The 18,415-nt window shown below is 64.3% G+C and carries 14 protein-coding genes; 11 read left to right on the forward strand and 3 right to left on the reverse strand.

The window, feature by feature from the left end; genetic code table 11:
* Nucleotides 1-81 precede the first annotated feature (81 nt).
* Complete coding sequence (locus tag LE416_RS01260) at nt 82-375, forward strand: hypothetical protein (RefSeq protein ID WP_225046684.1); 294 nt, start codon at nt 82-84, stop codon at nt 373-375.
* Nucleotides 376-434: 59 nt separating this feature from the next.
* Here the strand turns inward: LE416_RS01260 and LE416_RS01265 are convergent, their stop codons facing one another.
* On the reverse strand, nt 435-1,430 hold the full coding sequence (locus tag LE416_RS01265; protein WP_225046685.1) for an NAD(P)-dependent oxidoreductase: 996 nt from the start codon (nt 1,428-1,430) through the stop codon (nt 435-437).
* Between the two features lie 143 nt (nt 1,431-1,573).
* Entirely contained in the window at nt 1,574-2,554 is a 981-nt protein-coding gene (locus tag LE416_RS01270) for a helix-turn-helix transcriptional regulator (protein WP_225046686.1), read from the reverse strand.
* Nucleotides 2,555-3,053: 499 nt separating this feature from the next.
* On the opposite strand from LE416_RS01270, the gene efp reads away from it, so the two are divergent.
* The 10 genes from efp to LE416_RS01320 all read left to right on the forward strand — a co-directional run bounded on the left by efp (nt 3,054) and on the right by LE416_RS01320 (nt 15,654).
* Entirely contained in the window at nt 3,054-3,611 is a 558-nt protein-coding gene (efp, locus tag LE416_RS01275) for an elongation factor P (RefSeq protein WP_225046687.1), read from the forward strand.
* 260 nt (nt 3,612-3,871) lie between these two features.
* Complete coding sequence (locus LE416_RS01280) at nt 3,872-5,224, forward strand: polysaccharide deacetylase family protein (RefSeq protein WP_225046688.1); 1,353 nt, start codon at nt 3,872-3,874, stop codon at nt 5,222-5,224.
* A 57-nt stretch (nt 5,225-5,281) separates the two neighbouring features.
* Nucleotides 5,282-5,902 (forward strand): histidine phosphatase family protein, encoded by a 621-nt coding sequence (locus LE416_RS01285; protein WP_225046689.1) that lies wholly within the window; start codon nt 5,282-5,284, stop codon nt 5,900-5,902.
* A gap of 12 nt (nt 5,903-5,914) precedes the next feature.
* Complete coding sequence (locus tag LE416_RS01290; RefSeq protein ID WP_225046690.1) at nt 5,915-6,514, forward strand: VanZ family protein; 600 nt, start codon at nt 5,915-5,917, stop codon at nt 6,512-6,514.
* Nucleotides 6,515-7,034: 520 nt separating this feature from the next.
* Entirely contained in the window at nt 7,035-8,000 is a 966-nt protein-coding gene (locus LE416_RS01295) for an ABC transporter substrate-binding protein (RefSeq protein WP_225046691.1), read from the forward strand.
* A 387-nt stretch (nt 8,001-8,387) separates the two neighbouring features.
* Nucleotides 8,388-9,353: an ABC transporter substrate-binding protein gene (locus LE416_RS01300; RefSeq protein ID WP_225046692.1), complete on the forward strand. Its 966-nt coding sequence runs from the start codon at nt 8,388-8,390 to the stop codon at nt 9,351-9,353.
* Between the two features lie 236 nt (nt 9,354-9,589).
* The gene (locus LE416_RS01305) at nt 9,590-10,495 is read left to right on the forward strand and encodes an ABC transporter permease (protein WP_225046693.1); all 906 of its coding nucleotides are present in this window, start codon (nt 9,590-9,592) and stop codon (nt 10,493-10,495) included.
* Between the two features lies 1 nt (nt 10,496).
* Nucleotides 10,497-11,300 (forward strand): ABC transporter ATP-binding protein, encoded by an 804-nt coding sequence (locus tag LE416_RS01310; protein WP_225046694.1) that lies wholly within the window; start codon nt 10,497-10,499, stop codon nt 11,298-11,300.
* 229 nt (nt 11,301-11,529) lie between these two features.
* Nucleotides 11,530-13,050 carry a helix-turn-helix domain-containing protein gene (locus tag LE416_RS01315; RefSeq protein WP_225046695.1) on the forward strand — a complete coding sequence of 507 codons (1,521 nt, stop codon included), beginning with the start codon at nt 11,530-11,532 and terminating at the stop codon, nt 13,048-13,050.
* Between the two features lie 486 nt (nt 13,051-13,536).
* Nucleotides 13,537-15,654, forward strand: a complete 2,118-nt coding sequence (locus LE416_RS01320; protein WP_225046696.1) for an AAA family ATPase — start codon at nt 13,537-13,539, stop codon at nt 15,652-15,654.
* An 82-nt stretch (nt 15,655-15,736) separates the two neighbouring features.
* Here the strand turns inward: LE416_RS01320 and LE416_RS01325 are convergent, their stop codons facing one another.
* Nucleotides 15,737-18,397, reverse strand: coding sequence for a transglycosylase domain-containing protein (locus LE416_RS01325; RefSeq protein ID WP_225046697.1), 2,661 nt, complete (start codon nt 18,395-18,397; stop codon nt 15,737-15,739).
* Between the last annotated feature and the right edge of the window lie 18 nt (nt 18,398-18,415).

Genomic DNA, 18,415 nt, shown 5'->3' on the forward strand with positions numbered 1-18,415 from the left:
GGCCGATGAGCCCTGCCCCAGCCTTTGATACCATAAGTCAAAAGGCGAAAGGCGGGGGTGCAGATGGTCCAGGTGGAGACAGTGGTAACGACGCGCGAGGCGGTGCTGACGGCACTGGATTCGCATCCCGCGCGGCTTGAGTGCGACGCCCGGGCGCTGCCCGAGCTGAGCGTGCTGGTCGGCGTTCAGGGCGGCATGAGCCCGGCCGGCTGCACGCCGGACCAGATTGGCCGGCTGCTGGCGCAAAACGGCGTCGGTCCGCTGTGGCGCTACGTCCTGATGCGCGGCTGGGGCCCAACCGCGCTGGCCGCGATACTGACCGAGTACCGGCTGGTCGCCGCTGACCTCGACGTCGTCACGCTGACCAGGCGCTAATCCGCCACACGAAACACCCCCTGCACAGGCGTGCAGGGGGTGTTTCGTCGTGGACGGGGTCACTGCCCGGCCACCTCCAGCGCGCTTTCGTTGGTCTGCACGAAGTCGTGCAGGCAAGTCAGCGCGGTTTCCACCATGTTTTGCACCGCGGTGGCGGTGTAGTAGGCGATGTGCGGCGACAGCACCACGTTGGGCTGGGCCAACAGCGCCTGCCACTGCGGGTCGTTGAAGTGGCCGCGGCGGTCGAGCGCCAGCAGGTCGGCGGTTTCGTTCTCGTAGGTGTCGATACCGGCGCCGCCGATGTGGCCGCTTTGCAGCGCGGCAATCAGCGCGCGGGTGTCGACGAGGTTGGGCCGCCCGGTGTTGATCAACAGGGCGCCTCGGCGCATGCGCGCTAGGGCGTTGGTGTCGATCAGGTGGGTGTTCTCCGGGGTGCCGGGGATGTGCAGGGTCACGATGTCGCTTTGAGCCAAAAGCTCGGGCAGGGGGACCGCGGTGTAGCGCAGGCCGGCGATCGGCTGGCGGTGCGTGTCCGTGGTCAGCACGGTGGCGCCGAAGCCGTTGAGCAGGCGGATCAGCGCCCGGCCGATGCGGCCGGTGCCGACCACGCCGACCGTGCAGGCGTTGAGCTCGCGGCCGAGGTGCAGCGCCGCGGCGGGGTAGTCACCCCGGTGCAGGTCCGCCTGCACCGCGCCGGTGTGGCGCAGCAGGTAGAGCATGTCCGCGATGGCGAACTCGGCGATGGCCGCGGGCGAGTAGGCCGGAACGTTGGAGACGTGGACGCCGTGGCGCTTGGCGGCTGCGAAGTCCACGTTGTCCGTGCCGGTGTTGCGCAGGGCGAGGTAGTGCAGGTTCAAGGCGGCCATGCCGGCGAAGACGCCGGGGGCGTACGGCACGGTCTGGAAACAGGTGATGGCCTGGGCGCCTGCGGCCAGGCTGACGGTGGTGGGCGTCAGGAGCTCCGAGTGCAGCGCCAGCTGGTCTCCCGTCGCCTTGGCCCAATGGGCGAAGTAGGGACGTTCGGCCTCGCGAACGCCGAATGCGGCGATTCTCATGTGGTCAGATCCTTCCGGTGTGGATATAGAAACCTAAGCGTAGCACTTTTGGCCCGGCCCGGCGCAGGTGTGACAAAATCTTAAGAAATCGTTTCCAAATTATTCCCCGCCAAAAAGGCGCCGGTCGCCCGACGCCCTGTGGCTCAGATGTCAAAATGTGGTCGGCCGACCAGTGTGCCCTGGTAAAGGGCGGCCATCTCAAGGACGGTGCGGCTCACTTCGGCGACTAGGTCCGGCGGCGTCAGCAGGTGGGCCATGTTGCCCTGGCTCAAAAGCCACGCCTTGAAGGCCTCGGCGTACACGGTGGCCTGAACGGTGACCCTGCCCGCCGGCTCGTCTTGATCGATCAGGGTGGCGGTGGGCAGCCAGTCCAGCGCCGCGTCGGGCCGGCCCCAGAAGTCGAAGGTGACCGTCACCCGCGGCCCGGCAGCCATGATTGGCAGGTAGCGCCGCAGCTCGCCCTCCGGGTAGCGTCCCGCGTAGCCGTTGGGCTGCCCGTCCTCCGGCCGCAGCTTGTAGTCCTGGATCCGGTCGAAGCGGTAGAAGCGCTCGCCCGATTCGGCGACGGCAATCAGGTAGAAGTAGTGCTCGGAAAAAAGAATCGCCTTGGGTGCGACCACCACCTGCGAGGCCTTGTCGTTGCGGGAGCGGTAGCTGAGGGTGACGGACTGGCCGCGCGTGATGATTAGGCTGAACTGCCAGACCAGCCCGGTCAGCGGCCGGTCGTGGTGCAGCGGCAGGTAGTTGAACACCTCGTTTTGGATCACCCGGTTGATCACGCGGCGCTCGCTGGGCAGCGCGGTCTGCACGAGGTTGGCGATCAGTGCCTTGGCTTCATCGGCGTTCAGGGCGCGGCTGGCCAGAAGGATTTTGACCAGCACGACGACCTGCGCGGAGTTCAGCTCGCTTTCGCCGGAGTTCAGCTCGAAGGCGTGCGTGCGCTGGTTGTACTGCGCCGCGTAGGCCACCTCCTCGTGGTCGAACAGGGCGTTGAGCTGGCTGATGTCGCGCTGAATCGAGCGCTCGGTCACCCCGAAGTGCTTGGCGAGCTGCTGCTTGTTCAGCGGCACGTGACGAAGCAGGTGCAACAAGATGTAGACCTGACGGTAAGCGCTGTTGGCCATCGAACATTCCCCCTGACTCCCGAGACACATCATTAGACGGAACTTCTGCTAACTTTATTTTACCCGATACGTGGACAAAGTGTGTCTATTTGTTAAAATAATCAATTGTTGGCGTAACCATCACTGTCCGTGCCGCAGATGGGGTGAAAAATAACCCGGATTGCGGCGCGACAAGGCTCTGGAAGCGGTGGGGCCACCGCACGCGACGCAACGAGGACCGGGGGCTGCGGGCTGGACCGACGGCTTTGGGCGTGGCGCGCCGCCCGCGGTTGCAATCGCGGCTAGTCAAGGCCGCGCCTTTACGGTAGAATGACCAAGAGACGTTCGCCGATTGGCACGAAGGGAGGGGCCAGCCATGTTCATTTTTTTCAGCGGACTGGGCCACGCCCTGGTGATGCCACTGCCGCCGCCAGTGCGGCGTGCTGAATGACGCTTTCACCCGCGGATAGCGGGTGCCCTCGAGCCGCGCGGCGGCTCACTCACAAGAAGGAGTATTCCAATGACCGAAGCAGTTGATTTACGTGCAGGCATGACATTCGTTGAAGACGGTAAGCTGATCAAGGTGCTTGAATCCAATCACCACAAGCCGGGCAAGGGCAACACCCTGATGCAGCTGAAGCTGTACGACGTGCGCGCCGGCAGCACCGTGCAGACCACCAAGCGCCCGAGCGAGAAGATCGAGCTGGCCGTGCTCGAGACCAAGCCGGCCCAGTACCTTTACACCCAGGACACCCTGGCCTACTTCATGGACCTTGAAACCTACGAGCAGTACGAGCTGCCAACCGACAGCATCGAAGAGGAGCTCAAGTACCTGCTGGAAAACACCCAGGTCAACATCGAGTTCTACGGCAGCGAAGTGATCGGCGTCACCCTGCCGACCACCGTCGAGCTGACGGTCACCGACACCCAGCCGTCCATCAAGGGCGGTTCCGTGACCGGCGGCGGCAAGCCGGCGACGCTTGAGACCGGCCTGGTGGTCAACGTGCCGGACTTCATCCAAAACGGCGAGAAGCTGATCATCAACACCATGAACGGCACGTACCAAAAGCGCGCCTAAGTTAACTTTTGTGATTTTATCAACGGTCGGGCCCGGGTGGCGCGGCCGTTTTTGGTTGCCGAAAGACGCGACGACGGGACGGTTCCGCGGCGCCAGTCGGGCAATCGCGCGCTGCCGCGGCCCGTCACGGCGGTGCGGTTCGGGCACTTTCACCAAATCTTAATCAGGTCTTACAGCAACGTTATGTTTGCGTCGACCAATTCCTGTATACTTAGGGAAGGAGTTGTTTTGGGCGGATGGGCCCGGATTGGAGAAGTGACATGAGACAAGCCAGACATCGCAGCAGCCGACGTCACCTGGGCTGGGTGGTCGCCTTATTCGTTATCTTAATTGCAGGGGCTGCGGCCGGGGGCGGCTGGTGGCTCAAGCAGCGCCACGACCACGCGGTGGCCTCGCGCCAGCTGGCGGCCAAGCTCAAGGCGGCCAAGGCCGGCTGGTCCGGCGAAATCGTTGCGGCCAAGCTCAAGGGCGGCCGCGTGATCTACCGGCTGCCGGGCGACGTGACCCAGCCGGCGCCGGCGGTCGCGCAAAAGGCCCAGGCGGCGCTTGACGCCCTGCCGAAGGGCGCGACCGCCAAAACTGCAGTGGTGACCGTGGCGCTGCACGGGGTGCCGTACGGCCTAGCCAGCCTGGACGTGGCCAGCACCGCGTACGGGGTAGTCGACTACCGGCTGCACCAGGTTAGCGCCAAGGCGGCCGACCTTGCGACGGTGATTCAGGCGACCGGGCAGCCCGCGACGCTGCGGCAGCTGGTCGACACCGACCCGGCGCGCCGCGCGATCAACTACCAGGCGCGCCAGGTGATGGCCAACGGCTTGCACCTCGACGCCGCCGGGCTGCAGCGGGTGCTGCAGGCGCCGCTTTTGGCCAACCTCGACGCGGGCAACTTTCGCCTGAGTGCGACGACGTTGACCATCACCGACCAGGCCCAAAAGCCGGTTGCCGCGGTGCCGCTGGCCAAGGTCGACCGCTTCCTCAAGGGCGGGCGGGGCGTTGAGCTGCCCGGCAAGGTGATTGCGCTGACCTTCGACGATGGGCCCAACCCCACGCTGACGCCCCAGATTCTGGCGGCGCTGAAGACGGCCGGGGTCAAGGCGACGTTTTTCATGCTGGGCTCCGGCATCCACGACTACCCGGCCACGGCGCGCGCCGTGGCGGCCAGCGGCAACGAAATCGGCATCCATACCTACGACCACCAGTACCTGCCGGGGCTGAGCGTGGCCGCGGGGCTTGAGCAGGTCTACGGCAAAATGGCCCAGACCTACTACCAGACCTTCGGCACGCTGCCGACGCTGCTGCGCCCGCCGTACGGGGCAATCGGCAAGCAGCTGGCCGCCGCAGAGGACCTGCCGGCGATTCAGTGGACCACCGACTCGCAGGACTGGGAGTCCAAGAACGCCGGTGCGATCCTGAACCGGGTCAAGGGCACGGCCTACGCCGGCGGCATCGTGCTGATGCACGACATCCAGCCGGCCACGGCCCAGGCGCTGCCCAACGTGATTCGGGCGCTGCGGGGCCAAGGCTACCGCTTCGTGACGGTCAGTGAGCTTTTGGGCGGGCGACTTTTGCCGGGCCACCAGTACTTCGGTCGGGGCGACGAGCGCCCGGTCTGATGCTATAATGTTCGCGGCGGCCGACTGGGCCGCCGCTTTTTGGAAAAGGGGAACAACATGACGGAATTCTACTTTGTGCGGCACGGGGAAACCACGGTCAATCAGGCCCACCAGTTCAACGGGGGGCTGTCCAACGGTCCGCTGACGGCGGTGGGTGTCGCGGGGGCTCAGGCGGTCGGCGCGCGGCTGGCGCAGCACCACTTCACGCAGGTGCTGTCCTCCAGCATGCCGCGGGCGATGGCGACGACGGACCTGATCATGGCCGCCAACGCCTACGCCAAGACGACGCCGGTCCAGCCGGTCAACGCACTGCGCGAGATGATCCTCGGCGACTGGGACGGCCGCACGGTTGAGGAGCTGAATGCACCAGAGGCCATCGCCACCTACTCCCATGACCCGCTGGCCTTTGACGCGACCATCGCCGACCGCATCCACGCCGAGCACTACGCGGCGGTCGAGCGCCGAACCCGCACGGTGATCGACACCGCCTTTGCCGCGCACCCGGCCGGCCGCATCCTGGTGGTGGGGCACGGCATCGTGTTCCTGCTGCTGCTCAACACGCTGCTGGGCCGCCCGCTGGCTGAGGCGCGTGAGTCCCGCATCTTGCAAAACGCGACGGTGACCAAGCTGATCACCGCCAACGGCCGCGACTTCACCGAGGTTTACCGCAACCGGTAGGAGGAAGGGCGCATGCCGATTCAGATGGACAACGGCCAGACGTTTCTCGCGCCGGCCGCGCTGGTACCGGGGCACTTTTTCTGGCTGATGGTGGGCGGTGCGGTCGTGCTTGTGATGCTTGGCTGGCAGCTGTGGCGCCGGCGGCTGCAGCCGTTGCGCTTTGCGGCCACGGCGCTTCTTGCGCTGTACTTGGCGCTTCTTGCGCGCGTGACGCTGTTTCCCATTCGGTTGTTTCCATGGGGCGCGCCGGTGTATGCCCGCGGTCTGGGTCACCAGGTCGGCGGCGTCAACCTGGCGCTCGGCGTGCTGTGGGACTACACCGCCGACCAAATCGGCGGCAACTTGATCATGCTGGCACCGCTGGCCTTCTTCCTTGCGCTGCTCTGGCCGCGGTTGGCCGGGCTTTGGGCGAACCTCGCCGCGTGCTTCGCGGCAAGCCTTGCCATCGAGCTGTTGCAGCTGGCGATGAACCTGACCTACCTGGGCAACCGGGCGTTCGACGTCAACGACCTGCTGCTCAACACGCTGGGCAGCGTGGCGGGGTACGCGGCGTACCGGCTGCTGGCGCTTTGGTGGCCGCGGCTGGTGACCGAGGTGCGACGCAAAGTGTAATTTAGGGATTGCGCGTGTCCCCGCGGCCAGCCGTCCCGCTAAGCCCGCGCTGCTCCGCCTATCCTAAACGGGCTCCGCTGCGCAACGCGGGCGCGTCTGGCTACGCACTGGCACTTGAAGCAAAGTGCGCTTCAATCGCCAGCGCTAGGCCAGCCGTCCCGCTAAGCCCGCGCTGCTCCGCCCTCTAAATTAGTTTTTGCCTGAGGGTTGACATTTAATTCTAATGCGCGTATTCTCGTCAGCATACCAGTTCAAGGAGTGTTGAAGATGACAAGACGAACGACAACACAACTGAATAACGTGTATTACTACGGCTATTACGGATAGCGGTTTGTATCGGAGGATGCAAACCGCGCGCAGGTTTGCATCCATATGGTCGTCGCATTTCATCATGCAATCGATGGCCACGTGGATGAGCGAATACTCTCCATGTGGCCCTTTCTTTTCCGGAAAAGTCTGCGGTCACGGGGAGTATCATCCCGTGGCCGTTTTATTTTGGGGAAAAGAAGGAGCAATTATCATGAAGCTGAAAAAAATCGTGTTGAGTATGGCCACCGTGGCCGCCGTTATGAGCCTCGCCGCCTGCGGCAAGAAGGCCACCGCAAGCAAGGACACCGTCAAGATCGGCATCCTGCAGCTGATCGACCAAAGCGCGCTGAACGCGGCGCGCAAGGGGTTCACCGAGGAGCTCGCCGCCGCCGGCTACAAGGGCAAGAAGGTCCAGATCGATTACGTCAACGCCCAGGGCGACCAGGCCAACCTGAAGTCCATGAGCCAGCAGCTGGCCAAGGACGGCAATGTCGTCAACCTCGCCATCGCGACGCCGGCGGCCCAGGCGCTGCAAAAGGAGGACGCAAAGACGCCGATGCTGTTCACCGCCGTCACGGATCCCAAGTCCGCGGGCTTGGTCACAAACGGCGACGCCCCCGACCTGAACGCGACCGGCGTGACCGACGCCGTGGACGTCGCCGGCCAGATCGCCTTCACCCACAAGCTCTTCCCGAAGGCCAAGCGCATCGGCCTTTTGTACAACGCGGCCGAGGAGAACTCCGTGGTGCAGATCGCCCAGGCGAAAAAGGCGATCAAGAAGCTGGGCCTCAAGGCGGTGGTCAAGACCGCGGCGACGACCAACGACGTCCAGCAGGCGGTCGAGTCCCTGGCCAAGCAGGCGGACGCCATCTACATCCCGACCGATAACGTCGCGGCCGCGGCGATGCCGACCATCGGCAAGGTCTCCGAAAAGAGCAAGGTGCCGGTGGTCAACGCCGACGCGACGATGATCAAGACCGGCGGCGTGGCGACGCAGGGCATCAACTACGAGGACCTCGGGCGCCAAGCGGCCAAGATGGCGATCAAGATCATCAAGGGCAAGAAAGTCAAGTCGCTGGCCGTCGAGTCCCCGGCCAAGACGTCCCTGGTCACCAACGCCCACCGCATGAAGCTGTTCGGCCTGACCCAGGCCGACGCCCAGGCGGCCACCAAGTAAAGTTTCTCCGTTCTTCCTCCCGTTTCCGAAGCGCCGCGCGAATATTCAGCCTTGACATGAGAAAATTATGAGTGTAAGCTCGTACTCATACCAGAACAACTGGTAACGTCTAAGGAGTGTTGACCATGAGACAAGCAATGCCAACACAACTGAATCGCGAATTTTTCGCCGGCTTTTTCTTCGGATAGCGGTTTGCATCCCCAATGGATGTGAACCGCGGTTCACATCCATGAGGCCGGCGCAGTTAAGCGTGCAATCAACCGCCACATGGATTAACACAATCCATGTGGCCCTTTCTTTTTCCGAAAAAAATCAATGGCCAGCCACGTGGAGAAGTGCCCCGTGACTGGCCGTTTTTTGTCCACGAACTCAGGAGGAAGAAAGATTATGAAGATGAACAAAGTTATGGCCACCGCGGCCGCCGCTGCACTGCTACTGGTACTGGGGGCCTGCGGCAAGCGGGCGGAGGCCACCGACGGCACGGTCCGCATCGGGGTGCTGCAGCTGATCGACCAGACCGCCCTGACCGACGCGCGCAAGGGCTTCACCCAGGCGCTGGCTGAGGCCGGCTACAAGGGCAAGAAGGTCGAGATCGATTACGTCAACGCGCAGGGCGACCAGGCCAACCTGAAGACGATGAGCCAGCGCCTGGCCAAGGACGGCAACGACGTCAACCTGGCGATCGCCACGCCGGCGGCCCAGGCGCTGCTCAAGGAGGACCAAAAGACGCCGATGGTCTTCACCGCCGTCACCGACCCCAAGGCAGCCGGGCTGGTGGCCGACCTCAAGGCGCCGGACAAGAACGTCACCGGGGTCGTTGACCTGGTCGACATCCCGGCCCAGATCCGCTACATGCACAACCTGTTCCCCAAGGCCAAGACGGTGGGCATGATCTACAACGCCGCCGAGCAGAACTCGATTGTTCAGATCAAGGCCGCGGAGAAGGCGGCCAAGAAGCTGGGCCTCAAGGTGACCAAGCGCACCGTGGCCTCGACCAACGACGTGCAGCAGGCCATGGAGTCTCTGGCCGGCCACAGCGACGTGATCTACGCGCCGACGGACAACACCGTCGCCGCGGCGATGGCAACGGTCGGCAAGGTCTCTTTGGCCAAGAAGGTGCCGGTCGTGCCGGCGGCCTCCACGATGGTCAAGGACGGCGGCGTTGCCAACATCGGCATCGACTACAAGGACCTGGGACGCCAGACCGGCCGCCTCGCGGTCAAGATCCTGAAGGGTCAAAAGGTCAACAAGCTCGCGGTTGAGACCCCGGCGAAGGTCACCGTCATCGAGAACCCCGCGATGATGAAGGCGTTCGGCATCACGGCAGAAGACGCCGCCAACGCCGCCAAGTAGCACGTCGCAGGGCTGCGGCACGGCAGGCGGCTAGAGCACTTGCAACATCAGCCAAGCCGAATCAGATCTCAATGGCGCGCGAACCGCGGCACGCCGTCAAAGGTATCGCAATCCACGCGGTAGGTGGAGGCAGTGGCCTGTCCCCGCCGGATCCCGGCCCACACCGCACCGTCATCGTTTCGCAACTCACGCCAGCCGCCGATCGCGCTGGCCACGCTCTCAAGGAGAATCTCACAATGGATATTTTGATCTCAAGCGTTTCGCAAGGCCTGCTGTGGGCCATCATGGCCATCGGCGTGTACCTGACGTTCCGCATCCTGGACATCGCGGACATGACCGCCGAGGGGAGCTTCCCACTCGGGGCCGCCATCACCGCCCACGCGCTGGTCACCGGGCACGGGCCGCTGGTCGCCACGCTGCTCGGCGCGCTCGGCGGCGCGCTGGCCGGGCTGGTCTCCGGGATTTTGCACACCAAGTTCAAGATTCCCGACCTGCTGACCGGGATTTTGACCATGACCGGGCTGTACTCCGTCAACCTGTTCGTCATGGGGCAGGCCAACGTCTCGCTGCTGGCGAATATCAAAACGGTCTTCTCCCTGGTCGACCTCGGCGACAGCACCTGGGACACTATCCTGGTCGGTGCCATCGTGGTCGCGATCGTGATTGCGGTCTTGGTCTACTTCTTCAACACCGAGATGGGCCTGGCCGCGCGGGCGGTCGGGGACAACCAGGCGATGAGCGCCGCTAACGGCATCAACAACGACGCGATGAAGATCATCGTGTACATGCTGTCCAACGCGCTGATCGCGCTGAGCGGCAGCCTGATGGCCCAGACCAACGGCTACGCGGACATCTCGATGGGGATCGGCACCCTGGTGATCGCGCTGGCCGCCATCATCATCGCTGAGATCCTGGTGCGCAACCTGAGCTTCGGCGCGCGGCTGGCGACCATCATCGTTGGCGCCGTGATCTACCGCCTGATCATCGCCTGGGTGCTGGACATGGGGGTCGACCCGAACGCCCTGCGCCTGTTCTACGCGCTGATGCTGGCCGTCTTCTTGGCCCTGCCGCTTTTGCAAAAAGGCCTGGTGCAGTGGCGCGAACGGCGAGAGAACAAGGCCCGCATGGCCAAGGAGGATTAGCATGAAAGCCTTAGAGATCAAGCAGCTCCACCAGTTCTTCGAAAAGGGCACGGTCAACGAGAACCACGCGCTCAAGGGTATCGACCTGACGCTCGAGGAGGGCGATTTCGTCGCCATCATCGGCGGCAACGGCGCCGGCAAGTCAACGCTGCTCAACTCCGTGGCCGGCTCGATTCCGGTCACCCACGGCCAGGTCAAAATCGCGGGCAAGGACGTCACCTACCAGGGCGTGGCCAAGCGGGCGCGCCTGATTGCCCGGGTCTTCCAGGATCCCAAGGCCGGCACGGCCCCGCGCCTGACCGTCGAGGAGAACCTGTCCTTGGCCCTGAAGCGCGGCACGTGGCGCAACTTCTGGGCCAGCGGCGTCAAGCGGCGCGACCGCGAGCTGTTTGCGACCAAGCTCGCCAGTCTCGGCCTGGGGCTTGAGGACCGGCTGACCGCCGAGATCGGCCTGCTGTCGGGCGGCCAGCGCCAGGCGGTGACGCTTCTGATGGCGACGCTGCAGGCGCCGGAGCTGCTGCTGCTCGACGAGCACACCGCCGCGCTTGACCCGCAGACCAGCGCCACCGTGATGGCCCTGACCGAGCAGCTGGTGGCGGCCCAGCACATCACCACGCTGATGATCACGCACAACATGCAGGACGCACTGCGCTACGGCAACCGGCTAATCATGCTGGACCACGGCCGCATCGCCGTCGACCTCCGCGGCCCGGAGAAGGAGGGCCTGACCGTTGCAGACCTGATGCGGCTTTTCAAGGAGCAAAGCGGCACGGCGCTGGCCGACGACGCGGTGCTGCTCAGCTGATCAAATAACGTCCGGTTGAGTCACCTGCGCGCCTGTCCATGAGACGGGCGCGTTTTTTTGCTCGCCGGTGACCGCTGCGGGCCGAACCGGCGGCCGGCGTCTTGCACCCGGCCGCCGCGCTGTGGCACGCGACACCCTGCGATTAAACAACAATTGTGTTGTTTCTTAAATCAATAATTCGGTATAATGAGAGCGATTCGTGCCAGAGGCACAGCTTGGAGGAAACAACTTGGACCAATCCGTCGATTTATTCTTGCAAAAGGGTGCTGAGGAGAAGCTCAGCCTGTACCGTACCATTCAGCAGCTGAAGCGCACCGAGATCCCGGCTGCGACCCGCGTGCACCAGCAGCTGACCGGCAGCGCACCCGGCATCGACGAGGTCAACCTCCGCCGCGTGGCCAACCTGATGGGGCGCAACTACGGGACGCTTTACTACATCTACAACCAGCTGTTGGATCAGCTGCGCGCGCTGGTCGGCGACCCTGAGGCCGACACCGCCCGCCTGTTTGCGCTGTCCGAGGGCGCCGTGCGGATGTCCATGATCGAGCAGAGCGTGCCTTACCAGTTCCTCCAGCACGTCCTCGCCGAGGACTTGCCGCACTTCGAGGCCTTTGTCGACGCCGTGGCTGCCTCGCGCGTCACCTGCCTGCGCTACCTGCGCCCGCTGCGCGACATGGCCAAGCAGCTGGGGGTGCGCATCGTCTACGAGAAAATGCACCTGAGCGGCGACGAGGCCAACATTCGCATTTTCATGACGCTGGTCTACTGGCTGGCCACGGATGGGGCCAAGTGGCCGTTTGCGACCCCGACGCGCGAGGCGGCGCTCGATCAGGTCACGACCATCAGCGCGGCGTTCGAGCGCGACTACCAAAGTCCGGTCATCCGCGAGGTGCTGGCCTACTACAACAGCGTGACAACGCTGCGGCTGGCGCACGGCCACGCGGTCGCCCAGCCCGTCGCGGCGCTGAGCTACCCGGTGCCGAACCTGTTTGCCGCGCACACCGAGCTGAGCCGGGTCACCCAGTTCAACGAGTCCCAGCAGATGTACCAGCTGAACTACCTGCTGCCGCTGTTCGTGGAGGCCAGCGACCCGGCCATCTCGAGCACCCTGACCACGTTTCGCCACTACAGCCCGGAGCTTTACCACTTCACCGACACCTTTTTGCGCAAGCTGCCGGACACAGTGCTCGATCCCGAGAAGCTGTCCAGCCGCCTGATGGGGATGATTGCGGCCAACCTGCTGGCGGTGGTCACCAGCGTCGCGACGTTCGGCCGCGACCTCGGTGCGAGCGTCGCCTACGCGTTCAACCGCCGCATTGCCCTGACGAGCCCGGACGCCCACCTGGAGACCTTGGTGCGCCAGACGGTGGAGGCCGTCGCCATCCAGCAGCCGCTGGACTGGCTGGGCGAGCGGGACTTGAACGCGCTGAGCCAGGCGCTGTACGAGAACTTGCTGCAGGTGCAGCGCTTCGCCAAGCCGCAGCGCAAGGTGAAGGTCGCCCTGCTGCTTGAGCCGGTGATGCTGGGCTTCATCGACCTGGTCAGCTTTCTGCAGCAGCAGCCGTTCGTCGAGCTTTTGCACGATCACTACGAGGACGCCGACCTCGTGGTTCAGGCCTCATCGCTGCCACTGACACTCAGTGGTGAGAAGCGCCAGGTGACCTTCAAGTGGAACATGAACGCGTCGAGCGACCTGTTCGGCGAGCTTTACGGCATCCTGTACACCATGGCCCAGGATGAAATCAACTAGACTTAGCCAACCACCCACCCGACGTGTTCGGGTGGGTGGTTTTGCTGTGAGCCGGAAGTCCTAGGCGGTGTGCACATCGGCCGGTGTGGCAAGACGGGCTGGGTAGCGCGGCAGGCGGAAGGGCGGCACACAAAATTAGCACTCTCATTGACCGAGTGCTAAAAACGTGGTATCATCATTGATGTAGACAAGAAGGCGCAGAGGCTGCCGATCAGACTGAGTAAGGCGTCGCATTGCGTGAGGCCTTTTTGTTTACCAAAGCGTTGCCCGGCGAACTAAGCAAGACGACTGCCTGGGCGAGACGTTTGGGCCGCACTGGGGCCACGCGGCGCGGCGTCGCAAGTCGCACCCGCGGTGCCGGGCGCAGCTCGACGACACCGGAGCGGCGCGCGGTCAGGCAGATTGCTTGCCGGCCGCGGGCGCAACCCGGAATAATGAAGGAACAACGATAACCGCCGGCGCGGCCGGTGATAAGGGGGAATTACGATGGCAGGATTCAACGATCCGTTTTTCAGTAACGATATGGACGACTTTTTCGGCGATTTGATGCGGCGCATGGGCGATAACCCGAACCGCCGCTACGTGGTCAACGGCCACGAGCTGACGCCGGAGGAAATCGCGCGGCTCCAGGCCGGGCAGCAGCCCACCGGCGGCGCGATTCCGGTGCAGGACGGGAAGGCCAAGGGCAAGCCCGGGATTCTCGCCAAGCTCGGCCGCAACCTGACGGCGGAGGCCAAGGCCGGCACACTCGACCCGGTGATCGGGCGTGACAAGGAGATTCAGGAAACCGCCGAGATCCTCAGCCGCCGGACCAAGAACAACCCGCTTCTGGTCGGGGATGCCGGCGTCGGCAAAACCGCGGTGGTGGAGGGCCTGGCGCAGGCCATCGTCGCGGGCAACGTGCCGGCGGCGGTCAAGGACAAGCAGATCATCGCCATCGACCTAGCGAACCTGGAGGCCGGCACCCAGTACCGCGGCAGCTTCGAGGAGAACATCCAGAACCTGATCAAGGAAGTGAAAAGCGCCGGCAACGTGATCCTCTTCTTCGATGAGATCCACCAGATCCTGGGTGCCGGGGCGACCGGCGGCGAGGAGTCCGGCAGCAAGGGCCTGGCCGACATCATCAAGCCGGCCCTGTCGCGCGGCGAGCTGACGGTGATCGGCGCCACGACGCAGGACGAGTACCGCAACACCATCATGAAGGACAGCGCGCTGGCGCGGCGCTTCAACGCCGTGACGGTGCTCGAGCCAAGCGCCCAGGACACCGTGAAAATCCTGCAGGGCGTGCGCAAGCTGTACGAGCAGCACCACCACGTCCAGCTGCCGGACGCAGTGCTTCAGGCCTGCGTGGATTACGCCGTGCAGTACCTGCCGCAGCGCACGCTGCCAGACAAGGCGATCGACCTTTTGGACATGACCGCCGCGCACCTGGCGGCCAAGCACCCGGTGGTCGACCGGGTGGCCCTAGAGCAGAAGCAGGCGGACCTGACCGCCAAGAAGGACGCCGCGGCCAAGGCCGAGGACTTCGAGCAGGCCGCCAAGCTCAAGAAGCAGCTGGATGAGGTCGACGAAGCGCTCGCCAAGCCCGAGGACGCGGCGGGCAAGCCGGTGGTGGCGACGCCGGATGACGTCGCGCAGTCCGTCGAGCGCCTGACCGGCATTCCGGTGGCGCAGATGGGCGCCAGCGACATCGAGCGCCTGAAGACCATCGGTGAGCGGCTCAAGGGCAAGGTGATTGGCCAGGACGAGGCGGTCGACATGGTCGCCCGCGCGATTCGCCGCAACCGCGCCGGGTTCGACGAGGGCAACCGGCCGATCGGCAGCTTCCTGTTCGTCGGCCCGACCGGCGTGGGTAAAACCGAGCTGGCCAAGCAGCTCGCGCAGGACCTTTTTGGCAACAAGAACGCGATCATCCGCCTCGACATGTCCGAGTACAGCGACCGCACCGCCGTCTCCAAGCTGATCGGCACCAGTGCCGGCTACGTGGGTTACGAGGACAACGGCAACACGCTGACCGAGCGCGTCCGCCGCGATCCGTACGCAATCGTGCTGCTCGACGAGATCGAAAAGGCCGACCCGCAGGTGCTGACGCTTTTGCTTCAGGTGCTCGACGACGGGCGGCTGACCGATGGCCAGGGCAACGTGGTCAACTTCAAGAACACCGTGATCATCGCGACCTCCAACGCCGGCTTCGGCCGCGAGGCGCTGACCGGCGACAAGGATCGGGACGTTGACCTGATGACGCGCCTGGCGCCGTACTTCCGTCCCGAGTTCCTCAACCGCTTCAACGGCATCGTGGAGTTCAGCCACCTGACCCGAGACGACCTGTCGCACATCGTCGACCTGATGCTCGGCGACGTCAACGCGACGCTGGCCAAGAAAGGCCTGACGCTTGAGGTCACGCCGGCCGCCAAGCAGTGGCTGATCACCAAGGGCTACGACGAGGCGCTCGGCGCGCGGCCGCTGCGCCGCGTGATTGAGGCCAACATCCGCGACACCGTCACGGACTACTACTTGGATCACCTGGACGCCAAGGCCTTGGTCGCAGACCTTGAAGGCGACCGCATCGTGATTCGTGAGGCCGCCCCAGTGGCCGAAGCCTGATGTAATCGACCGCACGCGAATGCCCCCGGTTCTCGTTTGAGAACCGGGGGCATTTTGCGGTTATTCAGACGGTGCGGCGGCGTCACTCCGAGGCGGCCGGGGCCTCCGTCTTCGTCTCGCTTTCGGCGGCGGTGCTTGAGCTCGTCGCCTCAGTGCTGCTGGATGAAGCCGGCTCCTCGGTGGTGGCTTCTTCGTCGGCTGCGTCCGATTCTTCCGCCGCGGCGTCCTCACCATCGTCTGTTGTGGTCGTGGTGGTGGTGGTCGTCGTGGTCTTGGTCGACTGGCGCATCTCGGCGGCGGTCTTCGGCTCGTTTTTGCCGTCGGACTGGACGCCGTAGCCGTTGGTCAGGCCCGAGAAGTGCTCCCAAAACAGCGCGTAGTTGGCGTCGGTGCCGCCGATGCCGAACTTCGCCTCGGTGGCGCTAGGCGTCCAGTTGTTGTAGAGGCTGGTCGCCGTCTCGCTGCCCACGGTGAAGCTTGAGCCGTTGTAGAGCACGCTGCCGGCTTTTTGGCCGGTTTCCTCGTTCACCGCGACGGACTTGACGCCGTCGGGGCGCTGCATCTGCCGGCTCAGCTCGAACTTGCCCGGCATCACGCGGTAGGCGGCGTTGACCAGCTTGGCCCAGAGGCGCTGGTTGATGACGGAGCCTTCCGAGCTCAGGGTGTGGTTGGCGCCCGCGTTGTTGTCGTAGCCCATCCAGCTGGCCATGGTCATGCCGGGGGTCGAGGCGAGGAACCAGACGTCCTTGTAATCGTTGGAGGTCCCGGTCTTGCCGATCATGCTCGAGGTGTCGAAGCTCATCAGGTACGGTACGGTGGCCGCGGTCCCGGACGCGATGACCTGGTGGAGCATCTGCTGCATGATGTAGCTGGTGGCCTGGGAGAAGACGCGGTTGGACTTGACCTTGTGCTTGTAGACGACGTTGCCCAGCGGGTCGACGATCTTGTCGATGACGTAGGGGTCGACGTGGGTGCCGCCGCGCTCGAACGTGGCGAAGGCCCCGGCGGCCTGGCGCACGGTCACGCCGTAGTCGGTGCCGCCCAGCGCCAGGCCCAGCTGGCCGTAGTCGTTGGCGGTCAGGGTGTCGATGCCGTTTTCGGTCATGTAGCGCTTCACGTTCACGCTTTGGCGCAGGCGCGCGTACAGTTGAACGGTTGGAATATTATAGGAAAACTTCAGCGCGGTGGTCGCGCTGACGAACTTGTTTTGGACCACGCCGCCGTAATCGGTGACCGAGTAGCCGCCGAAGTCGTGCGGGAAGTCGGCCAGCATGGTGCCGGAGCCGATGATCTTGTTTTCAATCGCCGGGCCGTACACTAAGGTCGGCTTGATGGAACTGCCGGGGGAGCGCTTGGTGTCCATCGCGTGGTTGACCTCGCCCTGGGTGCCGCCGACGAAGCTGACAATCGCGCCGGTCTCGTTGTTCAAAAGCACGGCGCCGGTCTGCACCGGCTCGGTGGTGGTCGTGGACTTGCCGGTCACGGAATCGGTGGTGCGTGACGTGTAGGTCTGACCGAGCGCGCCCTTGTTTTGGGCGACCACCGTCTGCATGGCGTCGTAGGCCCGCTTGTTGATGGTGCTGTGCACCGAGTAGCCCTTGGTGGCCAAAAGCGACTTGGCGTCGGTCTCGTACTGGTTTTGAAGCGCCGAGTTCTTCTCGAGCTGCACCTTGCTGTGGCCGTCTTTTTTGGCCAGCTGCTCCGCCAGCACCTGGGTGGCCTCTGTGGTCACCAGGTTGTAGACGTAGCTGTACTTCTGGTTGGCCGCATTGGCGCTTTCGCGCGGCAGGAAGTCCGCCTTGAGGTCGTAAGCCTTGGCGTCTTGGTACTCCTTTTGGGAGATGATCCCGGCGCGGTACATCCGAAACAGCACGGTCTTCTGCCGGTTGAGGCCGAGGTCCAGCTGGGCCTTGGGCTTCAGCGCCCCGGTGATGGTGTAGGGCGTGTACACGGACGGGCTCTGCGGCAGGCCGGCGATGAAGGCCGACTGCGCGAGGTTCAGGTCCTTGGCGTGCTTGCCGAACAGGCCCTTGGCCGCCGTCTCGACGCCCGCAATGTTTTGGCCCTTGTTGTTGCGGCCCAGCGTGGCGATGTTCAGGTAGGTCTCAAGGATTTTTTCCTTGGGGTAGTAGTGGTTCAGCCGCAGGGCGTACATGATCTCGACGGCCTTGCGCTTGAACGTGGTCTCCGAGCTCAGGAACTGGAGCTTGACCACCTGCTGGGTCAAAGTCGACCCGCCGGTTTGGCTGCCAAGCCCCGTGAGGTCGGAGAAAACGGCGCGGACCAGCGCCTTGGGCACGACGCCGGGGTTTTCGTAGAAGTCTTCGTCCTCGGTGGCGACAAGCGCCTTTTGCAGCCACGGCGAGATGCCGTCCAGGTCGACGGTTTCGCGCAGCAGGTCGTTTTTCATGTGGCCCAAAGACACGTTGTCGGCGAAGTACAGAGACGTCGCCTTGTCCACGTTGTCCAGGGTGCGGGTCATCGCCGCCTTGGTCGGGACGCTGGTCTCGTGGATGATCTCGGCGAAGTAGCCGCCGAGGATGCCGACGCCGAGCGCGCCGAGCACGATCACGGTGCCGATGGCGTAGTAAAGAAGCGAGCGCAGGGTCTGAAGGGCCACCTCGACGTAAAGGGGCCAGGTTGTCTTCGATAACTTCGGCAGCGGCTCGGGCCGCGCCTTCTTGGGTTTGGGCGCCGCGTCGCCGCGGAAGTGTGCCCACTGATGTTTGAATCCGGTTTTCAAGTTGTTCCCACCTTCGTG

The organism is Lacticaseibacillus kribbianus (genome assembly GCF_020180945.1).
Taxonomy (GTDB): domain Bacteria; phylum Bacillota; class Bacilli; order Lactobacillales; family Lactobacillaceae; genus Lacticaseibacillus; species Lacticaseibacillus kribbianus.